The sequence below is a fragment of the Ancylobacter sp. Lp-2 genome (assembly GCF_020523795.1).
GTDB lineage: Bacteria > Pseudomonadota > Alphaproteobacteria > Rhizobiales > Xanthobacteraceae > Ancylobacter.
On the sequence record NZ_JAJALI010000018.1, the window covers coordinates 37,069 to 54,534 of the forward strand.

Below are 17,466 nucleotides of genomic sequence, written 5' to 3' on the forward strand. Positions count from 1 at the left end.
TCCTGTACGGCGCCGGCCGGGTCACTCGCGCTTGTAGAGCCGGCGGGCGAATTCGATCTCGGTGACGCCGTTCATGGCATCGGTGTTGCCCTGTGCCGCCAGCGCCCGGAAGATGCGCTCGGCCGACTGGTAGTCGCGGATGTTGAAGTAGCTCCAGCCGCGCAGCATCATCAGGTCCTGCTGCTCCGGCGAGATGCGGGCGCGCTCGTCGAGCGAGATCAGCGCCTCGACGAAGCGCTGGTCCTTGTAGAACTCGTAGGCGCGCTGGGCGAGGATGTCGGCGGTCAGCTGCATGGCGCGGCGTGGCGACTGCGGCGCCTCGACGGCGGCGACCTGCGCCTGGTTGGTCATGCCCTTGCGCATATAGGCCAGCGATTTGCCGTAGGCGGCTTCCTCGGCGACCTTGCCCGAGCCGGTGCGCAGGGCGTCGTCGAAGGCGGCGACCGCCTCCATGGGCCGGTTGAGCTCCATCAGCCGCCAGCCGCGCGACAGCGCCGCGGCACCGCCGCCCCGGGCCGAACCGCCGCCGGAAGCGGCGCGGGGGCGCGGCGCCGCGGCCGCCTCCCGGTAGTTGGCCGGCTGCGTATAGCCGCGCCCGGCCGGTGCGGTCTGTGCCGGCGCGGTCTGGACGAGGATCGGCTGCGCCTGCCGCACCGGGGCCGCCTGCGCCGGCACCGGCTGGAACTGCTGCGCGGTCGCGGGCCGGGCCGGGATCGGCTGGAAGCCGGTCTGCGTGGGCACGGCGGCATAGGCGGGGGCGGCGGCCGACGCTCCGGCATTCGCCGGCGGCGGGGTGACGCGCAGCGCGGCGGCGACCAGCGGATCGGTGCCGCGATTGATCTGGCCTTGCAGGTTGCGGGCCTCCAGCTGCGCGCGCAGCTGCGGGTCGACCAGCGCGACGATGCGCTCGGAACGCCCGCGCCAGCTCTGCACCAGCGCGCTCAGCCGCGCGGCGTCGTTCAGCCGCCAATAGGTGAGGGCGAGGCCGTAGGAGGACGGCTCGTCATTGGGGTCCCAGGACAGCGCGGTCTGGAACCAGGCCTGCGCCACCACCAGCTGCCCGGTATTGTAGGCGTACCAGCCGAGCGCCTGGGCGCCGGGCACGTATTTGTCGCGCATCACCACCGGGCTGAAGCGGCTCAGCACCGTCTCGGTCAGCACCGGCGGCGGCGAGGCGGTGAGCAGGCTGATGACGACGTCGAGATAGGCCTTGCCATTCTCCGGCGCGGCGTCGCGCCATTCGAAGGCGATCGGCTCGGCCTCCAGCGCCCGTCCCAGCGAGTTCAGCGCCAGCACATAGCCTTCCGCCGCCTTGGCGCCGCCCTTGCGGTCCAGCGCCAGCTTGAACCAGTCGAGCGCGCGCGAGGCTTCGTCGTGGCGGAACAGGTACCAGCCCAGCAGCATCGGGTCGCCGGGCGTGTCGCCGGCGCGCGCGATGGCCTCCAGTCGGGCGATGTCGTCATTGGCGACGACATATTCCGGATTCTCGGCGGCCTTGCCGACGCGCCGGCGGATCAGCTCGTCGCGGATCGGGGCGAATTCCGGCTGTCCCTGCGGGTCCTTGCGCTCCAGCGCCAGCAATTGCTTGAGCTGCTCGTCGTCGAGCACGGGCATCGCCTTCTGGATGGTGGCGAGGCGCTCGGCGGCATCGTTGCAGTTGGTCAGCAGGTAGGTATAGGCGTCGAGGGCGCGCTGCGCTTGGTTGGTCTTGCCGAAGGCCTCGGCGACGCGCCAGAGGATGTCGACATTGGTGCAGGTGAGAAGGCCCGGCGTCTCCGTCGCCATGCGCAGCACCGTGCTCCATTGCTGGGCGTCGGAGGCATTGATCAGGCGTCGGCGATTCTCGCTCTCGTCGAGGCGGGCGATCAGCTCGGGTGGCGGCTGCCAGGAGGGGTCGGTGGCCTGGCGGGCGGCGATGGCGCTGCGCACGTCGGACAGCTTGCCCTCGGCATAGAGCTTCCACATGCGTTCGAGATCGGGGTCGGATTGCGGGCCGAACAGGTCGGCGGGCGGCGACCAGTCCGGGTAGAGGGCGCGCAGGCGGGCAATCTCGGCCTCGAGGCGGCGGGTATCGCCCTGGGAGGCGAAGTAGCGCAGCGCGCTTTCGTCGACCTTGGGGCGGACGGCGGCGTCGGCGGGCGGCGTCCTGTCGGCGGCCGGCGCGTTGCCGACCGGGAGCTGGATCTGCTGGGCGATGGCAGGGACGACAGCGCCCCCCAACAGCAGCAGCAGAGCAGCTCGCTTCAGAGACATCGCGGATATTTCTCCACCAGCAGGGCCCAGCTGAGCAGGAACAGCGTCGACGGGTAGTAGAGCGTCGGCTCGAAATGCCTCAGCTCCTGTGGAATTGCGGTTCCCTCCAGCGCGCAGGCGAGCAGGGCCCCGAGGATGCGATAGCCCGGTTCGGTCAGCTGGTTCACCACCCGGCCCGACGGGATGTCGACGATGGCGGGAACCCCGCCATTTTCGACCAGCCAGTTGCGCCGGAAGCTGTCCAGGATCTGGGCGTCCGCGATTCCTGCCCTTAACAGGTAAAGAGATATCCTTAACGAATTGTAACCAAAGACCGGGGGGAAGCCCTCCGCGAGGGTCACCGGCCCGCGGGCCGGAGCGGCGATCCAGTCCGGCGGCAACTGCGCTGGCCCGAGCCGGGCGATGGACAGAAGTTCGAGGCCGCTGACGCCGAGCTTGGTCCAGTCGGTCTCCGGCGCCAACTGGGCAAGAATCGGGAAAGCTTCGAAAATCCAATAGGATAAGTTAAGGATCGGGCCGTCCTTGCGCTCGTCGGCCGAGAAGCCTTGCACGCCGGGCAGCAGCACCAGCCGGTCGCCGGACTTCACCACCAGCTTGGCGCCGAGCGCGCGGGCGATCTTGCGCGCCGCCTCGGTATAGCCGGGGTTGTTCCAGGCGGCGCCGGCGCGGGCGAGGGCGTAGGAAATTAATATGTCGCCATCGCTGGCGGCGTTCACGTCGGTGACGTGCGGGGTGGCGTTGGGGTCCCAGCGCCAGGCCGCCAGCCCGTCGTCGCGGATCATCAGCTCGGTGCGGGTGAAGCTCCAGATGCGCTCGAAATTGCTGCGGTCGCCGGCGAGGAAGGCCAGCAGCATGCCGTAGCCCTGGCCTTCGCTGTGGCTGATGTCGCCATTGGCGGTGTCGACCACCCGCCCGTTCTCGGCGACGAAGCGGCCCATATAGGCGTTCCACGCCTCCATCGGCACCGTGCTGGCCATGGGCTGCGCCTTCAGCGGCGGAGGGGCGCCCGCTCCGAGAAGGAGCGCGGCGGCGAGGATGAGGAGGCCGGCGAGACGCGATGGCCTCATGAGGGCCGTCCCATCCGCCGCAGCAGCAGGAAGGTGGCCACGCCGAGCACCAGCGAGGCGATCATCAGCATCAGCGCATAGGGCACGATGTTGGTCGACAGCCAGTTGGCGCTGATCATGCGGATATTGGCGAAGCTCAGCGGCGTGGTGACGATGAAGCGGTGGCTGTTCACCTCGTGCCGCTCGACCTCGCCGGATCCGGCCTGGAGCGCGACGGCCTGGCCGCCGATGCGGTTCCAGGAGGCGTCGGCGACGAGCTGCGCCATTCCGCTCGCCAGCGTATCGGTGGTGCGCCCGGTCACCAGTGTCCACACCGCCGCCTCGTTCGGGCTGTTGCCCTGCGCCATCAGCACCGAGGTGCGCGGCGGCGGCTCGTAGAGCGTGCGCTGGCCCTGGTTGATGCGCAGTGAGTCGAAGCTGATGGAGAAGGTGCGCTTCAGCCAGCCCTCGAAGCTGTCGGCCAGCGCCCGTAGCGCGCCGGTGTTCTGCACCGCGTTGCGCCAGCGCTGATAGATCTCAGAGGTGTTGTCGTCGGGGTTTTCCGTCGGCGAGGCGGCTGCGGTGCTGCCGCCGGCCTGACGGGCGCGGAAGCGCTGCAGCACGCTGTCATAGCCGTCAGTGCTTTCCGCACCGGCGGCGGCGTCGTCGCCGGCCGAGACCACCCAGTTGGAGCGGGTGGATTCGGAGATGCCGACCTGGTCGAGCACGCTGGCCGGAATATGGTCGATGTCGCCGACGAACAGCGCGTTGCGCTCGGCGAGCGTCGCGGCGGCGGGGGAGACGTCGAGCGGCAGCGGCCGGCCTTGCGCGCGGGCCAGTCGCGTCAGCAGCGTCGCGGCCGCTCCCAGCGTCACCGTGTCCTGGCGCGCCAGCACTACCGCCGTCGGGCCGCCGAGGCCATAGGGGAAGGCGTTGGCGGAGAGCGAGGCGAGGTTGGGCACGGTGCCGATGCGGGCGAAGTTCTCCATCGAGAACTCGGTGGAATCGAACAGCACGAAGCGGCTGTCGGAGGGCAGCGTCGCGCCGGGCAGGCAGCGGGCGTCGGCTTCGGTGTCGAGCACCACTTCCAGCCACAGCTGGTTGATGCCGGGGCGGAAATTGCGCAGCGGGATCTGCATCGGCTGGTGCTGCATCAGCCCGCCGCCGCGGGTGGTGATCGGCAGGTTGGAGGCGATCTGCCCGTTCACATAGACGTCGACATGGCTGCCCGGCCGCACGGCGGCGGTGAAGGCGACGTCGAGCAGTAGCTGGGCATTGCCGTAGAATTCGGCGAAGAAATCCGCCGGCAGGGCGATCTGGAACTCGGCGCGCAGCCGGCGGCCGGAGAATTCCTGCGTGGTCACGCCGAGCTCGGCGAGCCGCAGCGAGCGCGCGCCGGAAAACAGCGGGGCGTTCGGCGCGAAGCTGGTGGCGGTGGGGATGGCGTCGCTCTGGTTCAGCACGAAGTCGTTGAGCCGGTCGATGGCGCGGTCGACATCCGCCGCCGTCGGGCCGGAGAGCACCAGCGTCGGCGCGCCGAGCCGGCTGTCGTCGACGAGGCTGGCGACCGGGCGCTGGCGGGCCTCGGCCGTCGGGTTGGCCATCAGCCGCGACAGTTCGGGCGCCGCGCCGATCACCAGGTTGAGCGTGCCGGGAGTGGCCGGGCCGGGCACGCCGTCGGCGATGCTGACCGACGGGTTGGGGAACAGGCCGCGCAGGGCGAGCCCCTGAATGGCGCGCAGCACGCGCGGGGCGTTGGCCTCCACCGAGCCGGGGGCGATGACGCGGATATTGGTCGTGCCCCTGGCGTCGACGCCGACCGCGGCGAGGTCGTCGAGGCCGCCGGTCATCTTCGGCCGGCCGCCGGCATAGGCGATGCCGGTGCCCTCGTTGTTGATCTCGGTCCACAGCTCGTAGGTGGCGGTGACCGCGCAGTCGGTGCGGTGGCGCTGCGTCACCTCGATCCGCACGAGGTTGGCACCGGCGCGCAGCGTCCCGCGCGGGATCGGCGCGGCGATCCGGGCCGGCTCCTGCGAGGAGGCGATCGGCGATTCGACGATCGCCTGGCCGTTGATGGTCACGCGGATGCGCGAGCTCTCCGGCATCACCACCACCGCGTTGAGGTAGCTCAGCAGGAAGGTGGCCTGGCGCGCCACTTCGTCCGGCGTGGCATAGATGACGAAGGCGCGGGAGGCGACCTCGCCGGCGAACACCATCCGGGCCTGCGGGATGATGTAGCGGTCCGGCCGCTGCGGCCCGGCCGGCTGACGGGCGACCGGCGCGACGACGGCCGGAGCGGGCTGGCCGGGAACCATCTGGAACGGGGCGGCGGCCGGGCCGGTGCTGCCATCGGCGGGCGCCGGTGCGGCCGGGGCCGGGGTGTTGGCGGGCGGTGCGGGTGGGGTCTGCGCCAACGCGGAAGGCGTGCCGGGCGTATAGCCGCCCGGTGCGGTCATCGGCACCGAAGGCGTGGCCGTGCCGGAAGGGCGCGCCGCGCCGCCGAGCGGCGGCGTCATCTGGAACTGGCCGGTGCCCTGGCCGGCGGCGGGCGAGGACTGGGCGGCGGCCGGACCGGCGCCGGGCGACCCGAGCAGCGCGGCGCCGAGAAGGAGGGCGGCGGCCCCGGCCAAAGCGCCGCGGGCGACGGGCGAGGGCATCGTCACGACTCCCGCTTGGCGGTGGCGAGTTGGGGGGCGCGGCGGCGTTCGCGCCACAGCCGCTGCAGGTGCATCAGGTAGGAGAGGCCGCGGCCGGTGTGGTAGAGCGCCTGCCGGATGAAGCGCAGCGTGCCGAACAGCACGCCCGGATTGCGCCGCCGCGATTCCTGGAATTTCCGCCATTCGTCGGCATTGGCGAAGATGAGGTCGGCGACGAGGCGGTAGTGCATCGGCGTCTGCGGTTCGAACTGGCAGCCGAACACGATGCCCTGCTTGTCTTCCTCGATGTTGCGGATCGTCAGCGGCAGCGTCTCCGAGCCGAGATCGGCGTGCGGGATGAAGCGCAGCTGCGCCGCCTGCCCGCGCTCGAATTCCGGGCCCTTGATCCCCTCGGCGAGGCGGATGCGGGCGCCGCCGGTGGAGCCGTCCTCCACGCTCGCCGGATAGGTGACGCCGTCGATGATCATCTCGCAACGGCGCAGCAGGTTGACGCGGTGGGTGCGCCGGCGGTTGCGCCGCTCCGACACCACGCCGAGCGCGCAGCCGGCGATCAGGAGGTTGAGCACGTTCCAGCCGCCGACGACGATGATGACGTCGGCGTTGAACGGCTCGGTGATCGCTCGGTAGATCGAGACCAGCAGCGCCGCGATCAGCACGCCGAAGATGATGAAGAACGGCCGGCCGATCTCCGAGACGCGGCTCTCGGCCATGTTCTCGCCCTTGGAGGTCACGTTGAAGGTCGGCTTTCGCGGGTTGGCGATCACCGAGAGGATGGCCGGCAGGAGATAGATCGCCTGGATGTATTCGTAGATCTCCGAGATCCACGGCCAGCGGTACTTGCCGTACAGATAGTTCTGCATCAGCAGGTTCACGAGCATGTAGGTCGAGGTATAGGCGAGGAACTCGGCGCCCGAGGCGTTGAACACTTCCAGCGAGAAGAACAGGTAGAACAGCGGCGAGATGAGGAACATCAGCCGCGGATAGGGAAACAGCCAGAACAGCATGCTCGACATGTAGCAGAGCCGCTGGGCCATGGTCAGGCCGCGCTTGAAGAAGGGCATGTGGAAGATGAGGATCTGCATCATGCCCTGCGCCCAGCGCGAGCGCTGGCCGATGAAGCTGGCGAAGCTCTCCGGCTGCAGGCCGGCGATCAGCGGCTTCTCGACATAGATCGAGCGCCAGCCGCGCGCATGCAGGCCGAGCGCGGTCTCGCAGTCCTCGGTGATGGTCACGCCGGAGAAGCCGTTGGTCTCCTTCAGCGCCGTGCGGCGCAGCACTGCCGCCGAGCCGCAGAAGAACGAGGCGTCCCATTTGTCGAGGCCGCGCTGGATGATGCCGTAGAACATCTCGTTCTCGGAGGGCATCTCGTCGAACGTGTCGAGGTTGCGCTCCAGCGGGTCGGGATTGATGAAGAAATGCGGCGTCTGCACCAGGAACAGCTTCGGGTCCTGGGCGAAATGGCCGACCGTCTCCTTCAGGAAGGTCCGCGCCGGCGCGTGGTCGGCGTCGAACACCACGACGAGGTCGCCGGTGGAGTGTTCGAGGCCGTTGTTCATGTTGCCGGCCTTGGCGTGCTCGTTGCGCGCGCGGGTCAGGTAGCGGGCGCCGAGCCCGTCGCACAATTCCTGCAGCTCGCGCCGGCGCTGCTGCGCCTCCTGCGCCTTGGCGGCGTTGTCCTGGTTGCACTTCGCCTCGGTGCCGCCGTCGTCGAGCAGCCACACCGTCAGCTTGTCCGCCGGGTAGTCCATGCCGCGTGCCGCCGCCACGGTGTTGGCGAGCAGCGCATAGTCCTCATTATAGGTCGGGATGAAGACGTCGACGCTCGGCGCGTTCGCCGGCACGGGCGGTGTCGGGCGCGGCGGCACCGGCGAGGACACCACGAACAGGCTGAGGAACAGCATGAACACGCTGTACATCTCGGCGAGGTAGAGCATGAAGCCGGGGATGAAGTCTTCGATCTGGTTGATCGGCGGCAGCGTCGAGGTGGTACGCCAGTAGACGTAGCGCAGCACGATGGCGGTGCCGAGCGCCAGCGCGATCACGCGGAAGACGCCGGTCGGCGGACCGAAGGTCTTCAGGAGGATCATGGCGAGCACCACGATCGAGCCGACGATCAAATGCGCTTGCAGGCTGATCGGCAGGGTGATCAGGAACACCACGATCAGAGAGGCGAGCATCCAGAGGATGGCGATCCAGGCCCTACGCATCTTCTCTCGTGCCTCGCTCAGATCCGGTGCCGCTGGATGATGGATACACGTGTCTTAACGTTGAGAGGTTGAAGAAGTCTATCTGCCCGTGGCGGTAAAATACGGCGCCCGATTCCACCTGTTTCTTCCGCAGGTTAAAGTCGGTGCATCAGGTGATTCGGCGGCTTCCAGCGTGGTGTTCCTCGGATGCGCCCGAAGCCGGTTGCGTGGACGGCGTCTCGAGCCCGTGAAGGACCCATGAACGGACGAACCATGAGCCGGGTTGCCCTGAGGGGGATGGCTGTTTCCCTCGCGCTGCTGCTGGGGGCCTGTACCTCCCCTTATCCGTCCTATTTCGAGCGCGGCGTGCGCGTGGCTGGCCAGACCGTCGAGGTCGATACCAGTCAGGCGCTGGTGCTGCCCGAACCCGGCGCGGCACCGCGGGTGCTGTCCGTGCTGCAGACGGCGTATTCCAACGCCATCATGCAGGAAATCATCCTGGAGACGAATTCTTCCGCCCGTGGGCAGAACGCCTTCCACGTCACCTTCTTCGGCCCGGTCGAGCGTGTGCGCGCCGGCAGCTACTCCCGCAGCGACGACTTCCTCAACGAGGAAGCGCTGGAGGAGGAGATGGAGAAGCAGCTGCCCGGCGTGACGATGCACACCTCCAACTATTTCGTGCAGAACCGCTACGGGCCGTTCAACTACGCCATGGGCCGCGGCGGGGCGGGCGAGATCTGCATGTATGCCTGGCAGCGCATCCAGTCGCGGGTGCCGGTCTATCGGCTGGTGCGCGACAGTGGCGTGCTGTCGGTGCGGCTGCGCCTGTGCCAGAAGGGCGCCAGCGAGCAGGACCTGCTGCGCGTGATGTACCGCTATTCGATCAACGGCTATTTCCTGCCGCGCGGCTGGCAGCCTTATGGCCGGCCGATGGGCGAGCCGGAGGGCCTCGGCCGCATTGGCGGGCCGCTCGCCTATCCCACCGGCGTGCAGGGCAACGGCACGGTGCTGGATGGCTGGATGGGGCCGGAGCCGGCCGCCGCGCCCGCCCCGCGTGCCACCGCCCGCCGCTATGGCAGCCGGGTGGAGCAGCCCGAGCCGGTGGAGCAGCCCTCCGCCTATGATCCGGTGACCGACGGCTATACGCCGGCCGCCGGCTATCCGGTGGTGCCGCCGCCGGACACGTCCGGTGCGGCAGCCACCCCGGCTGCGCCGCGCCCGGTGTCGTCCGGCACCACCGGTGCGGCGCGGAGCGCCACCACCGGCGCCTCCTCCGGCTATGCCCCGGCACCGATGCCGTCTGCCGCCGGGGGTGCCGCCGGGACGACTGGCACCGCGGTCCGCGTGGTGCCGGGCACCGCGACCTATCCGGCCACCACCACCGGCCAATAGGCGGCATTCCGCCATTCTGCGCCCTTCCGCCGGAGCGCGGGATGGCTTAGACCCGCGCCAACATTCGGCACATTCGGCAGCGCGCGGGTTTCCATGATTCGTCTCGACAGCATCGGCAAGCAGAACGGACGGCAGATCGTCTTCATCGAGGCCTCCGCCACGCTGCTCAAGGGCGAGAAGATCGGCCTCGTCGGTCCCAACGGCGCCGGCAAGACCACGCTGTTCCGGCTGGTCACCGGCGAGGAGCCGCCCGACGAGGGGCAGGTCAGCGTCGATCGCGGCATCACCATCGGCTATTTCAGCCAGGATGTCGGCGAGGCCGCCGGCCGCTCGGTGCTGGCCGAGGTGATGGACGGCGCCGGCCCGGTGAGCGCGGTCGCGGCCGAACTCGCCGAGCTCGAGACCGCCATGGCCGATCCCGAGCGCATGGACGAGATGGACGCCATCATCGAGCGCTATGGCGAGGTGCAGGCGCGTTTCCTCGATCTCGACGGCTATTCGCTGGAGGGCCGCGCCGCCGAGGTGCTGGCCGGCCTCGGTTTCTCGCAGGAGATGATCGCCGGCGACGTCGGCGCGCTGTCGGGCGGCTGGAAGATGCGCGTCGCGCTCGCCCGCATCCTGCTGATGCGCCCGGACGTGATGCTGCTCGACGAGCCGTCGAACCATCTCGACATCGAGAGCCTGATCTGGCTGGAGAGCTTCCTCAAGGGCTATGACGGCGCCCTGATGATGACCTCGCACGACCGGGCCTTCATGAACCGGATCGTCAACAAGATCGTCGAGATCGACGCCGGCGCGCTCACCTCCTATTCCGGCGACTACGAGTTCTACGCCCAGCAGCGGGCGCTGGCCGACAAGCAGCAGCAGGCGCAGTTTGAGCGCCAGCAGGCGATGCTGGCCAAGGAGATCGCCTTCATCGAGCGCTTCAAGGCCCGCGCCTCGCACGCCGCTCAGGTGCAGAGCCGGGTGAAGAAGCTCGACAAGATCGAGCGGGTCGAGCCGCCGCGCCGCCGCCAGACCGTCGCCTTCGAGTTCCAGCCCGCCCCGCGCTCCGGCGAGGACGTGGCGAGCCTGAAGGGGGTGGCCAAGGGCTATGGCGCCCGCACCATCTATGACGGGCTCGACTTCGCCATCCGCCGGCGCGAGCGCTGGTGCGTGATGGGGGTGAACGGCGCCGGCAAGTCGACGCTGCTCAAGCTGATCACCGGCACCACCGAGCCCGATGCCGGTACGGTGAACGTCGGCGGCAGCGTCAAGCTCGGCTATTTCGCCCAGCACGCGATGGAGCTGCTCGAGCCCGACCGCACGGTGTTCGAGGCGCTGGAGGATGCCTTCCCGCAGGCGGCGCAGGGCTCGCTTCGGTCACTCGCCGGCTGCTTCGGCTTTTCCGGCGACGACGTCGAGAAGAAGTGCCGCGTGCTGTCGGGCGGCGAGAAGGCGCGCCTCGTCATGGCGAAGATGCTCTACGACCCGCCGAACTTCCTGGTGCTGGACGAGCCGACCAACCATCTCGACATCGGCACCAAGGAGATGCTGATCGCCGCGCTGTCGAGCTATGAGGGCACCATGCTGTTCGTCTCGCATGACCGCCACTTCCTGGCGGCGCTGTCGAACCGGGTGCTGGAGCTGACCCCCGAGGGCGTGCACCAATATGGCGGCGGCTACACCGAATACGTCGCCCGCACCGGCCAGGAAGCACCGGGGCTGCGCGACTGAGGTGCGTCGCCCTCACGTCACGCCCACCATGCCCGCCTTCCGCACGAAATCGACGAAGGCGCGCAGCGGTCCCGGCAAATAGCGCCGGCCGGGATAATAGAGGAACGGCCCGGGGAAACTCGGCCACCACTCCTGCAGGATCGGCTCCAGCGCCCCGCTCGCCAGATGCGGCGCCAGCCAGTCCTCGAACAGGCTGACGACGCCGAGCCCGCCGCAGGCGGCGTCGATCATCAGGTCGGCGGTGAGGCTCGGCCGGGTCAGCAGCGGCCCGGTCGGGTCGAGGCGAACGATCTCGCCGTCGCGCTCGAACTCCCATGTCGGCACGGTGCCGCCGGCGAAGCGCCCGCGCAGGCAAGCATGGGCGAGCAGGTCGCGCGGATGCGCCGGCCGGCCATGCGCGTCGAGATAGGCGGGGGCGGCGGCGGTGGCGAAGCGCTGCATGCGCGGGCCGATCGGCAGCGCGATCATGTCCTGCGCCAGCCGCTCGTCATAGCGGATGCCGGCGTCGAAGCCGCCGGCGACGATGTCGATGAAGCCGTCCTCCACCGTCACCTCCAGCTTGATGTCGGGATAGGCCTTGAGGAACGGCACGATGACCGCCGGCAGCACGGTGCGCGCGACATTGGCCGGCACGTTGAGCTTCAGCGTGCCGGAGGGGCGGTCGCGGAAGGCGTTCACCTCGTCGAGCGAGGCGCCGATCTCGGCGAGCGCCGGGGTGAGGCGCTCGAACAGCCGGCGCCCGGCCTCGGTCGGGGTGATGCTGCGCGTGGTGCGGTGGAGCAGGCGGACGCCGAGCCGCGCCTCCAGTCGGCGCACCGCGTCGCTCAGGCTGGAGGCCGAGGCGTTGCCGGCCCGCGCGGCATCGCGGAAGCCGCCGGCGCGCACCACGGCGACGAAGATTGCCAGCTCGTCGAGGTCCATCGTCCGGGTTCTCCGCTATTGTACGAATGACCGCACAGTCTGTCCCGATTGCGCTAGATTATCGGATGCGGACCGCGGGTCCATATCGGCGTCGACCACCGCTTCAACCGCGAAACCGGGAGACACCGTCATGAGCGATACCGCCACCTCCACCTTCCTGCTCGGCGACCGCCGGGTGAACCGCATGGGCTATGGCGCCATGCAGTTGGCCGGGCCCGGCGTGTTCGGCCCGTCCAGGGATCCCGATGCCGCCCGCGCGGTGCTGCGCGCGGCGGTGGCGGGCGGGGTGAACCACATCGACACCAGCGATTTCTACGGTCCGCACGTCACCAACCGGCTGATCCGCGAGGCACTGCATCCCTATCGCGACGATCTCACCATCGTCACCAAGCTCGGGGCGGTGCGCGGCGCCGACGGCTCGTGGATCATGACCCGCACCCCGGACAGCCTGGTCCAGGGCGTGCACGACAATCTCGCCAATCTCGGCCTCGACGTGCTCGACGTGGTGAACCTTCGGGTCGGCGGCCTGCACGAGCCGAAGGAGGAATCCATCGAGGAGCCATTCACCGTGCTGGCCGAGCTTCAGCGCAAGGGGCTGATCCGCCATCTCGGCCTCAGCAACGTCACGTCCGCGCAGGTTGCGCAGGCGCGCGGCATCGCTCCGGTGGTCTGCGTGCAGAATTACTACAACGTCGCCTTTCGCCACGACGACGCGCTGATCGACGAACTGGCGCAGGCCGGCACCGCCTATGTGCCGTTCTTCCCGCTCGGCGGCTTCTCGCCGCTGCAATCCTCGACCCTGTCGGAGGTGGCCGCCGGGCTCGGCGCCACGCCGATGCAGGTGGCGCTGGCCTGGCTGCTGCGGCGCGCGCCCAACATCCTGCTGATCCCCGGCACCTCGTCGCTGGCGCATCTTGAGGAGAATCTGGCGGCGGCCTCCCTCGCGCTGCCGCCGGAGGCGGCCGCGATCCTCGACGGCATCGGCATGGCGGCGGGCGACGTGCCGGGCAGCGGGCACTGATATGTGCGTCCGCGCGCCTATCCACCCGTCCGCCTGCGGCGCCGCACCGCATCGAAAACGGTAAAATAATCCTATCGAGGGCATTGCTGCGCTGCGACATTCGGTCGAAAATATTTTCTTTTCCCACCAGATTCGTCGTTGCGCAGCATGAGCCCCGAAAGTCAGGAGTGGATCCATCGTCTCTGGGACCAGGTGTCGGATGTCGAGGCCGGCCAGTGGACGCAGGCTGTCGCGCATCTGATGGCGGAGCTCGCGGCGGATGTCGGGGCATGGAACGCCACCTGGGCCGGCGCCATCCGCGTCGATGGCGGGGCCGCCGATGATCCGCTGCAGGGCTGGCGGGTGGCGGCGGTGCAGGCGCTGCGGCCGGTCGAGCCGCTGCCGGAGGAAGGGCATTTCAAGGAGATCCTGAAGATCTGGGATCGCCGCGAGATCGATCCCTCCTTCCTGCTGCCGCTCAGGGATGTCGGCAGCTTCCGCACCTATTCGCTGCGGCGGGGTTTGCCGGCTGCCTGGTTCGAGACGCCGTTCTTCCATCGCCATTACGGCTCGGTCGGCACGCAGGATGCGGTCTTCGTCGCCTTCCCGCTCAATCGGGACTGCGAATCGCATTTCGGTTTCTATGCGGCGCAGGCCTTCACCGAGGAGCAGATCGCGCGGCTCGCCTATGCGCTGCGCGGTATCAAATGGTTCCATCGCCAGCTCCTGCTCGGCAATGGCCTGCTGCTGGCCTCCTCGCCGCTGACGCCGACCGAGCGCCGGGTGCTGCAATTGCTGCTCACCAAGGCGTCGGAGAAGGAGATCGCCCGCCAGATCGACACCGCCGTCTCGACCGCGCACCAGCATGTCACCCGCGTCTTCCGCAAGTTCGGCGCGCGCAGCCGCGCCGAGCTCATGAGCCTGTGGTTGCGGCGCGCCGGCTGATCCCCTCGGCGGTGCCGGCCGATGCTCCATAGGTCGCCTATCCTCTATTCAGAGGACATGAATCCCGAATCCGTCGCCGATATCGTTGCAATTTCAAAGCATCGTCGTGTGGGGCGATGCGGGCGCGCGCTCGGTTGCGCGACCCCAATGGCGGAGGGGATGGATGGCTGGGTTCGAAAGTCGGCTGTTTTCAGGCAGCTATAGCGACGGGGTTTTCACCCCCAATGGCGGATCGTCTCCGGCCGGGGCGACCTATGTGGTCGCCGAGGGCACCTATGCGATCGGCAGCACGATCCCGGTCGACCGCTATGACAACGGCGGCTACAACTACACCGACACCTACTACAAGCTGGTCGGCACGGCGGCCAATGGCTGGATCGCCGAGAGGTTCGGCGCCTACTATTACTTTGCCGTTGGCTCCAACCCGACCAGCGCCGTCGCGGTCGATACCGTCTCCGCCTTCGTCGCCTGTTTCCTTGCCGGGACGCTGATCGCTACCCCGTCCGGCGCGGTCCCCATCGAGACGCTGGCGGCGGGCGACCTCGTGCTCACCGACACCGGCGAGGCACGGCCGGTGCGCTGGCTGGCGCGGCGGACGGTGAGCCGGCTGTTCGCCGATCCCGCCCAGGTGCTGCCCGTCCGCATCCTCGCCGGTGCGCTGGATGAGGGGCTGCCGGCGCGTGATCTCTTCCTGTCGCCCGACCATGCGCTGCTCGTCGACGGTCTGCTGGTGCAGGCGGGGGCGCTGGTGAACGGCACCAGCGTCGTCCGGCACGCCGACATGCCGCTCAGCTTCGTCTACTACCATGTCGAGCTCGACGGCCATGCGCTGGTACTGGCAGAGGGCGTGCCGGCGGAGACCTTCGTCGACAATGTCAGCCGCCGCCGCTTCGACAACCATGCCGACTATGCGGCGCTCTATGGCGAGGAGCCTGCGCCGTTGGTCGAGATCGACCGCCCGCGCGTGAAGTCGGTGCGCCAGCTGCCGCCGGCGATCCGTGCCCGGCTCGCGACGCGGGCGGCAGCGATGGGCGGGGGCGGGCAGGAAGCGGCCGACGTGCGGGCGGCCTGATCCGCGTCCTGCCGGACGGAAAGGCGCGGCGGCCTGGCGGCCGCGCGGGCGCAAAAGGCAAGGCCCGCCGCGTTGCCGCGACGGGCCTTGTTTCTTTCACGGACGGCTGAAGAGCCTGCCGGCCTCAGCGCGAGGCCGGGCGACCGGCGGCCGGCTTGCGCGGCGACGGCTTCAGCTCGGCGCTCTTGCGAGCCGCCTCGGAGGCGCCGGACGCGCCGCCGACTTCCACGCCCTTGGCGCGCGGGCGCGGCGCCGGCTGCGGGCTGCCCGGCTTGCGGTCCACCATGCCCTTGTCGATGGTGACGAGGCGCAGCACGTTGGTGGTGCCGGGCTGGGCGAAGGGCACGCCGGCGGTGATGGCGAGGCGGTCGCCCTCGCTGGCGAAGCCGTAGTCGATCGCCATCTGCGTCGCCTTGGTCGCCATCTCGCCGAAGGTGTGGATCTCTTCCGGCGCGTAGATCACATGCACGCCGTAGCTCATCACCAGCTGGCGCGCGGTGGCGAGCTTGGAGGCGATGCCGAGCACCGGCACGCGCGGCCGCTCGCGGGCGGCGTGCAGCGTGGTGGTGCCGGACAGCGTGTAGGTGACGATGGCGGCGGCATCGACCGCGTTGGCGGCGCTGTAGGCGGCCTGGGTGATGGCGTCGGCGACGCTGGTGCCTTCCTCCGGCCGCTGCGAATCGATGATCTTGCGGTAGCCGGGGTCGCGTTCGACGTTCTTGATGATCTGGTCCATCATCGCGACCGCCTCGACCGGGTACTGGCCGGCGGCGCTTTCCGCCGACAGCATCACCGCATCGGCGCCGTCGTAGACGGCGGTGGCGACGTCGGAGACCTCGGCGCGGGTCGGCACCGGGGCGGTGATCATCGATTCCAGCATCTGGGTGGCGACGATCACCGGCCGGCCGAAGCGGCGGGATTCGCGGATGATCTTCTTCTGCAGGGCCGGGATCTCCGGCAGCGACAGCTCGACGCCGAGATCGCCGCGCGCCACCATGATGCTGTCCGACAGCTCGGTGAGGCGGGTGAGGTGCTCGATCGCCGCCGGCTTCTCCAGCTTCAGGTTGATGCGGGCGCGGTCCTGGATCAGTTCGCGCGCCTCGATAACGTCCTCCGGCCGCTGCACGAAGGACAGCGCGATCCACTCGACGCCGAGGTCGAGGGCGAAGAACAGGTCGGCGCGGTCCTTCTCGGTCAGCGGCGAGACGGGCAGGACCACGTCGGGGACGTTGAAGCCCTTGTTGTTCGACAGCTTGTTGCCGGCGATCACCTCGGCCTCGATGAAGCCGGGGCCCTTATGCACCACCTTCACCCGCACCTTGCCGTCGTCGAGCAGCACGGTGGAGCCGACATGCAGCGCCTCGAGGATCTCGGGATGCGGGATCGGCACGCGCTTGGCGTTGCCCGGCGTCAGGTCGGTGTCGAAGCGCAGCGTAGTGCCGGCGGTCACGGTGATGGCGCCGTCCTCGAACTTGCCGAGGCGCAGCTTCGGGCCCTGCAGGTCGGCGAGCACGCCGATCGGCCGCCCCACCTCGCGCTCGAGCTCGCGCACGATGCCGAGCACACGCCCGTGGTCGGCCTGGGTCCCGTGGCTGAAGTTCAGCCGGAACACGTCGACGCCGGCGACGTACAGGGCCTTGATCTTCTCCGCGCTCGACGAGGCCGGGCCGAGGGTCGCCACGATCTTCGTCGCGCGTTCCCGCCTGCTGTACATGGATTCCTCCGTTTAAACACTTGTTCCGGCTCGCTTTGCCGGGGTTCTCTTCTATGGACCAAAAGCCGCAGGCTGTCTTGTCTTGCTTATTTTGCAGTGCAACGTGTCATTTGCGCGACGCGGTAGAACTATGTGCTGGTTACATGACCTTTGGTCAGTCGATTTCCTCGGCGGAAAAACACGAAATCTCCTTGCTGGCATTCGGAATTCTGTATACCAATACAAGGCCGTCTTCCCGTTCTTCGGTCGGGCGAGGGGCGGATTTCCGGCGCGGGCGCTGCGGGATCGGCCCATCGGGTGCGGTGTCGCGCCGCAGTGGGGCGGCAAGAAATTTCGAAGGCCCGGGCTGGATGGTCGACGCCAACGACCGCGCATCGGCCGCCTTCGCGAAATAGCAGAGCCGGCCATGCCGCGGGGCGGGGCCGGAAAGACCAACAAACGACCTTTCGGGAGGAAGGCGCATGCGCATAGCGGTATTTTCCGAGCCGTCCGTTGAGCCACGAGTTTCGGGTTCTGCGGATACGGTCAAGCGTCTGACGGGTCTTGGCGGGGAGGTTGTCGTGG

12 protein-coding genes are annotated in these 17,466 nt (G+C 69.0%); 5 read left to right on the top strand and 7 right to left on the bottom strand.

Annotation, left to right across the window (positions count from 1 at the left end; translation table 11 throughout):
* Positions 1–21: 21 nt before the first annotated feature.
* Genes LGR54_RS25140 through bcsA form a run of 4 tightly spaced genes read right to left on the bottom strand, consistent with a single transcriptional unit; the run spans position 22 to position 8,163 of the window.
* On the bottom strand, positions 22–2,253 hold the full coding sequence (locus tag LGR54_RS25140) for a hypothetical protein (RefSeq protein WP_230364698.1): 2,232 nt from the start codon (positions 2,251–2,253) through the stop codon (positions 22–24).
* Positions 2,244–3,320: a glycosyl hydrolase family 8 gene (locus tag LGR54_RS25145; RefSeq protein WP_230364699.1), complete on the bottom strand. Its 1,077-nt coding sequence runs from the start codon at positions 3,318–3,320 to the stop codon at positions 2,244–2,246. Before LGR54_RS25145 ends, LGR54_RS25140 begins: the two co-directional genes overlap by 10 nt.
* Complete coding sequence (locus LGR54_RS25150; protein WP_304512012.1) at positions 3,317–5,956, bottom strand: cellulose biosynthesis cyclic di-GMP-binding regulatory protein BcsB; 2,640 nt, start codon at positions 5,954–5,956, stop codon at positions 3,317–3,319. The genes LGR54_RS25145 and LGR54_RS25150 overlap by 4 nt, the downstream gene beginning before the upstream one ends.
* 2 nt (positions 5,957–5,958) lie before the next feature.
* Complete coding sequence (bcsA, locus tag LGR54_RS25155; RefSeq protein WP_230364700.1) at positions 5,959–8,163, bottom strand: UDP-forming cellulose synthase catalytic subunit; 2,205 nt, start codon at positions 8,161–8,163, stop codon at positions 5,959–5,961.
* A 276-nt stretch (positions 8,164–8,439) separates the two neighbouring features.
* Here bcsA and bcsN point away from each other — a divergent pair, with 276 nt between their 5' ends.
* Together bcsN and LGR54_RS25165 are read left to right on the top strand one after the other, a co-directional pair.
* Positions 8,440–9,534 (top strand): cellulose biosynthesis protein BcsN, encoded by a 1,095-nt coding sequence (bcsN, locus tag LGR54_RS25160; protein WP_230364701.1) that lies wholly within the window; start codon positions 8,440–8,442, stop codon positions 9,532–9,534.
* A 93-nt stretch (positions 9,535–9,627) separates the two neighbouring features.
* The gene (locus LGR54_RS25165) at positions 9,628–11,250 is read left to right on the top strand and encodes an ABC-F family ATP-binding cassette domain-containing protein (protein WP_230364702.1); all 1,623 of its coding nucleotides are present in this window, start codon (positions 9,628–9,630) and stop codon (positions 11,248–11,250) included.
* Positions 11,251–11,262: 12 nt separating this feature from the next.
* Here LGR54_RS25165 and LGR54_RS25170 read toward each other — a convergent pair whose 3' ends face one another.
* A complete protein-coding gene (locus LGR54_RS25170; protein ID WP_230364703.1) occupies positions 11,263–12,171 on the bottom strand; it encodes a LysR family transcriptional regulator in 909 nt (302 codons plus the stop codon).
* 130 nt (positions 12,172–12,301) lie between these two features.
* On the opposite strand from LGR54_RS25170, the gene LGR54_RS25175 reads away from it, so the two are divergent.
* The 3 genes from LGR54_RS25175 to LGR54_RS25185 all read left to right on the top strand — a co-directional run bounded on the left by LGR54_RS25175 (position 12,302) and on the right by LGR54_RS25185 (position 15,188).
* Positions 12,302–13,192 (top strand): aldo/keto reductase family oxidoreductase, encoded by an 891-nt coding sequence (locus LGR54_RS25175; protein ID WP_230364704.1) that lies wholly within the window; start codon positions 12,302–12,304, stop codon positions 13,190–13,192.
* A gap of 147 nt (positions 13,193–13,339) precedes the next feature.
* A complete protein-coding gene (locus tag LGR54_RS25180) occupies positions 13,340–14,116 on the top strand; it encodes a helix-turn-helix transcriptional regulator (RefSeq protein WP_230364705.1) in 777 nt (258 codons plus the stop codon).
* Between the two features lie 163 nt (positions 14,117–14,279).
* A complete protein-coding gene (locus LGR54_RS25185) occupies positions 14,280–15,188 on the top strand; it encodes a Hint domain-containing protein (RefSeq protein ID WP_230364706.1) in 909 nt (302 codons plus the stop codon).
* A 124-nt stretch (positions 15,189–15,312) separates the two neighbouring features.
* Here the strand turns inward: LGR54_RS25185 and pyk are convergent, their stop codons facing one another.
* Entirely contained in the window at positions 15,313–16,902 is a 1,590-nt protein-coding gene (gene pyk, locus LGR54_RS25190) for a pyruvate kinase (RefSeq protein ID WP_230364707.1), read from the bottom strand.
* A gap of 154 nt (positions 16,903–17,056) precedes the next feature.
* Positions 17,057–17,466, bottom strand: a 410-nt coding sequence (locus LGR54_RS25195) for a hypothetical protein (RefSeq protein ID WP_230364708.1), incomplete at its 5' end; no start/stop codon positions are given.